4 protein-coding genes and 2 pseudogenes are annotated in these 4,453 nt (G+C 66.2%); 4 read left to right on the forward strand and 2 right to left on the reverse strand.

The features are described 5' to 3' along the window. The first annotated feature begins 121 nt into the window (after positions 1–121). Positions 122–1,290 (forward strand): annotated as a pseudogene (locus ACFI33_RS11570) (IS3 family transposase). Positions 1,291–1,320: 30 nt separating this feature from the next. On the opposite strand, the gene ACFI33_RS11575 reads toward ACFI33_RS11570, so the two are convergent. Continuing rightward, the gene (locus ACFI33_RS11575) at positions 1,321–1,887 is read right to left on the reverse strand and encodes an MOSC domain-containing protein (protein WP_206481644.1); all 567 of its coding nucleotides are present in this window, start codon (positions 1,885–1,887) and stop codon (positions 1,321–1,323) included. 192 nt (positions 1,888–2,079) lie between these two features. Here ACFI33_RS11575 and ACFI33_RS11580 point away from each other — a divergent pair, with 192 nt between their 5' ends. Both ACFI33_RS11580 and ACFI33_RS11585 read left to right on the forward strand, forming a co-directional pair. Further along, positions 2,080–2,709: a TetR/AcrR family transcriptional regulator gene (locus tag ACFI33_RS11580; protein ID WP_158443063.1), complete on the forward strand. Its 630-nt coding sequence runs from the start codon at positions 2,080–2,082 to the stop codon at positions 2,707–2,709. Between the two features lie 294 nt (positions 2,710–3,003). Continuing rightward, positions 3,004–3,471: a YkgB family protein gene (locus tag ACFI33_RS11585; RefSeq protein ID WP_020624493.1), complete on the forward strand. Its 468-nt coding sequence runs from the start codon at positions 3,004–3,006 to the stop codon at positions 3,469–3,471. A 175-nt stretch (positions 3,472–3,646) separates the two neighbouring features. On the opposite strand, the gene msrB is transcribed toward ACFI33_RS11585, so the two are convergent. Next, the gene (gene msrB / locus ACFI33_RS11590; protein ID WP_053447646.1) at positions 3,647–4,072 is read right to left on the reverse strand and encodes a peptide-methionine (R)-S-oxide reductase MsrB; all 426 of its coding nucleotides are present in this window, start codon (positions 4,070–4,072) and stop codon (positions 3,647–3,649) included. A gap of 156 nt (positions 4,073–4,228) precedes the next feature. On the opposite strand from msrB, the pseudogene ACFI33_RS11595 reads away from it, so the two are divergent. Further along, positions 4,229–4,453, forward strand: a pseudogene (locus ACFI33_RS11595) (IS3-like element ISAar46 family transposase); the annotation flags it as partial.

The raw sequence follows: 4,453 nt of genomic DNA on the forward strand, positions 1-4,453 counted from the left end.
GATCCGCGCCAGGACGCACGAGCGGACACGAGACAGCACGTCCCCAGTCCTCGGGACTGCTGAAGGTTCGGTTGACACCTGATCTGTGGGGACATGAGGTCCCCGCTGGAAGGATGTCGACATGCCTGCAGCACACCCCAAGGAGTTCCGTGACGACGTGGTCGCGGTCGCCCGTCGTGGCGAGGCCCCGATCGCTCAGCTCGCCAAGGACTTCGGGATCTCCGAGTCCTGCCTACGCAACTGGCTCCATCAGGCCGATGTCGAGGACGGCCACCGTCCCGGCGTGACCAAGGCCGAGAACGAGGAGCTGCGCGAGGCGCGGAAGAAGATCCGCTTGCTGGAGCAGGAGAACGAGGTCCTGCGCCGCGCCGCGGCGTACCTGTCGCAGGCGAACTTGAGGCTGGGTCAGAGCCCAAAATGACCTACCCGCTGGTCCGTGACCTTGCCGTCGACGGGATCCCCGTGACGGTGACCTGCCGGGTGCTGAAGTTCTCGACCCAGGCGTTCTATGCCTGGTGCGCCGACCCGGTCAGCGAGCGGGACCTGGTCGACGCCTACGCGATGAACGCCGCGTTCGAGGTCCACCGTGACGACCCTGGGTTCGGGTACCGGTTCATCGCCGACGAGCTCGCCGCGGCCGGGCACGAGATCTCGGAGCGGCGGGTATGGAAGATCTGCTCCCAAGCACAGATCGTCTCCGCCCACGCCCGCACTCGTGGCCGGTGGAAGAAGCCGGGCCCGCCCGTGCACGACGACCTCGTCGAGCGGGACTTCACCGCGACAGGCCCGAACCGGTTGTGGCTGACCGACATCACCGAGCACGCCACCGCCGAGGGGAAGCTGTACCTGTGCGCGGTCAAGGACGTGTGGTCGCGCCGGATCGTCGGCTACTCGATCGACGACCGGATGCCGGCCGCCCTCGCGGTTGACGCCCTCGAGATGGCCGTCGCCCGCCGCGGCCCGGGCGAGGTCACCGGCTGCGTGGTGCACGCCGATAGGGGCAGCCAGTTCCGTGCTCGGCCCTACGTCACCGCCTTGCACCGGGCCGGACTGGTCGGGTCGATGGGACGGGTGGCCTCCAGCGCGGACAACGCCGCGATGGAGTCCTTCTTCGCCCTCCTGCAGAAGAACGTCCTGAACAGCCGCCGGTGGAGCAGCCGCGCTGAGCTGCGGCTGGCGATCGTCACCTGGATCGAACGGACCTACCACCGCCGACGCCGGCAGCGCGCCCTTGGAAAGACGACACCGGTCGAGTTTGAGACCATCTACTGGCCGACGAAAGCGGCCTGAACCACCACACCCGAAGTGTCAACCGAACCTTCAGCAGTCCCGTCGCCGCCGGACGGAATCCCCGGCTCGTTCGGCCTCGAGCGGGACAGGGCTGTGCAGTACGGCCGGCCCGCGGTGCAGGAACCCGTCCGAGAGCACTTGGCAGCGCAGGCCGCCCCGGCCGCGCATGGCGGCGTGCGCGCCCGGGGCGAGCACCCGGTCCATCCAGGCGCAGGGGTGGGCCGGCCGCCCACCCCGCAGCCGCACGAAAGCACCTTGGGACTCCAACGCGAATTCCCCGCCGAGCAGGGGCGCCAGCTCGGCGCCCCGGAGGACCACGTTGCGCCGGGTCAGGAGCGGGTCGAAGGGAGGTGTGCCCAGATCTGCCGCCATGGCCTCGAGTGCTTCGACGGCGAGCAGGGTGAGGGCGGCGTCCATGTGCGCGGCCTTGCCGAAGAACCGGTCGCCCACCACGCCCTTGCCGGCCACCAGCTCGACCCGGTCGGCATCCGTGGTGGGCACGTCCGCCGCGCCGTCCCGGGCGCGGCCGAAGTAGGCATGGCCCGGGGACACGAGCAGGTGCAGGATCTCCACGTCGTACTGATAGGTCTGCATCATGCCATCATTCCCTTCGTCACCACGGTTGCCGGCACACCGTAGACACCACCGGACGCACCGTTGATAGCGAGAATTTCAGCGTTCAGGTTTCCTCCTCCAAGCCCCGTCAGAGACCCGGGGGATCGGTTGTCTTACGGGCCTCCGGCGCGGCGCCAGCCACGATTGTAGACGGATCCGTCTAGCATGGTGCGCATGATGGCAGTCATCCCCGAAGCCCAGGCCACTGCGCCGAACCGGTCGCCTGCGAGGTCCACGGGAGCTCGTGAGCGGATCATGGCGACCGCCCGCCGGCTGTTCTACACACGCGGCATCAATGCCACCGGCATCGATCTGGTGATCGCTGAGGTCGGCGTGGCCAAGGGCAGCATGTATCACCACTTCGGCAACAAACAGGCTCTGGTAGTGGCTTACCTCCAGCAGGAGGAGGCCACCTGGAAAGCCGCTTCCGAAACCAGGGACGACCCCCGGGCCAGCGCGACTGAGCGCTTGAGAGTCTTCTTCGATGGAATCTCTGTCGATGTTCTGGCCGGCACGTTCCACGGATGCCCGTTCATGAACGCCGCCATCGAACGCCCGGATGATCTCGGGGTGGGCCAGGTGATCGCTCATTACCGGGAAGCACTGGCCTCACATATCGCCCATTTGCTCGGGGAGGACGGGTCCTCGACCGCGGTGGACAAGGTGATGGTGCTGTACGACGGGGCGAAAACGTCCGCCAAGATGACACGGGATCCTGCGCTGGTCGAGCTGGCCGCCGACATGGCCTGCGAAGTTGTTCATGGGCACGGTTCGACTCGCAGGCCGATAGCTCGGAAGGGATGAGCCCTGTTGACACCTGGCGACGACGATTCCGGACCATGATGCGTCCGGAAGCACGTGAGGTGGCGCACGAAGCCGACGAGGTCGTCCCGACGCGCCTGTGCGCGCGAGTTCCGCAGGTGGCCCGGGGAAAGGGTTGCGGCACAGACAACGCGGAAGACGGGGTGTGCGTACCACGCTGCGTCGGTGGGAAACCGCGGGTTGCCGGTGCAGAACCAGGTGCTGCATGAGCATGGAACCGTGGGTTCCTTTTCAAGTCCGAGTGATATCTACAAGAAAAAACGAGGAGACAAGAAAATGATGACGAAGAACACTTCCACCACGGGGATCGAGCAGATGGGGAATTCGGTACTGCGCTATTCCCTGGTGACGAACCTCGTCTGGATCGGTTCCCTGAAATTCCAGGACTACGAGATGGAGAACATCAGGCCCCTGGTCACCTCCAGCCCCTTGTTCTCCGGGGTGCTCAAGAAGCTGGGGGAGAAGAAGACAGCGCAGCTGATCGGGGTGGCCGAGATCGGTATGGGAGCTCTCATCGCCGCCAAGCCCCTCGCCCCGCGCGCTTCGGCCCTGGGCAGCCTCGGGGCGGTAGGGATGTTCGTCACCACGCTCAGTTTCATGGCCACGACCCCGGGAGTGCAGCAGGAGAACCACGGGAAAACCAAGTTGTCCATGGTGGGGCAGTTCCTGCTCAAGGACACCGTGCTTCTGGGGGCATCCATCCTCACGGCTGCCGAGTCGCTGCAGCACGCCCGCCGCCGGTAGCCCGGAAACGACCGTTGCCGTGACCCGGAACGAGCCGGGACGGGAACTGCTGGTGCGGTACCCCGTCCCGGCCCATGTTCTCTGCCCCGGTGACCTGGGGGCCGGTTGGTCAGCGCGCCGGCGGCGGCGAAGCCCTGGAGCCGGCGCGCTGAGGGTTCAGCCGGTGGGCGGCCACTCAGTCGGAGGAAATCAGTTTCATGGAGATCGAGTTGATGCAGAACCGCTGATCGGTGGGGGTCTGGAAACCTTCACCTTCGAAGAGGTGCCCCAGGTGGGAGTCGCATCGGGAACAGCGCACTTCGATGCGCTCCATCCCCAAGGACCGATCACGTAGGTAACGCACCCTGTCCTCGGCCAGGGGAGCCCAGAACGAGGGCCACCCGCAGTGCGAGTCGAACTTATCAGTGCTGGTGAACAGCTCTTGGCCACACGCCCGGCACTGATAGACACCGGTGGTGTGCGCGTCGTAGTACTGGCCCGTGTACGGCCTCTCGGTGCCCGCCTTCCGGAGTACCTGGAACTCCTGCGGCGTCAGTTCCTCACGCCACTGCTCCTCACTCTTGTGCACCTCGGGCCGGTAGTTGTCGTATCCAGTGTTCATGACGGCTTCAACGGTCCCCGGCCCCTGCGTGTCAGGGTGAGTTGAGTCCAGTGGTTCACAGCAAGTCCGCCTGACGCAGGGCGAGATTCAGGATCGATCACCATGAGTAGTTCCACGTTCGCCCCGCCGTTGTCCGCGATCGCCGATGATGGACAGATGAGTGACGCTCACCCTCGTGCTGGTGGCCCGGCTCGGCGCCGGAGCTTCACCCCGGAGCAGAAGCTGGCGCATCTGGCCGCCTACGAACAGGCCTGCCAGGAGCAGCAGGGTGGGGCCTACCTTCGCCGGGAGGGCCTGTACTCCTCGCTGATCAGCGAATGGCGCCGGATGCGCGATGCTGGCGTGCTCGAAGGCAAGGCGGCCGATGAAGCCGTTGGCCGG

The organism is Micrococcus sp. PSi08 (assembly GCF_054960655.1).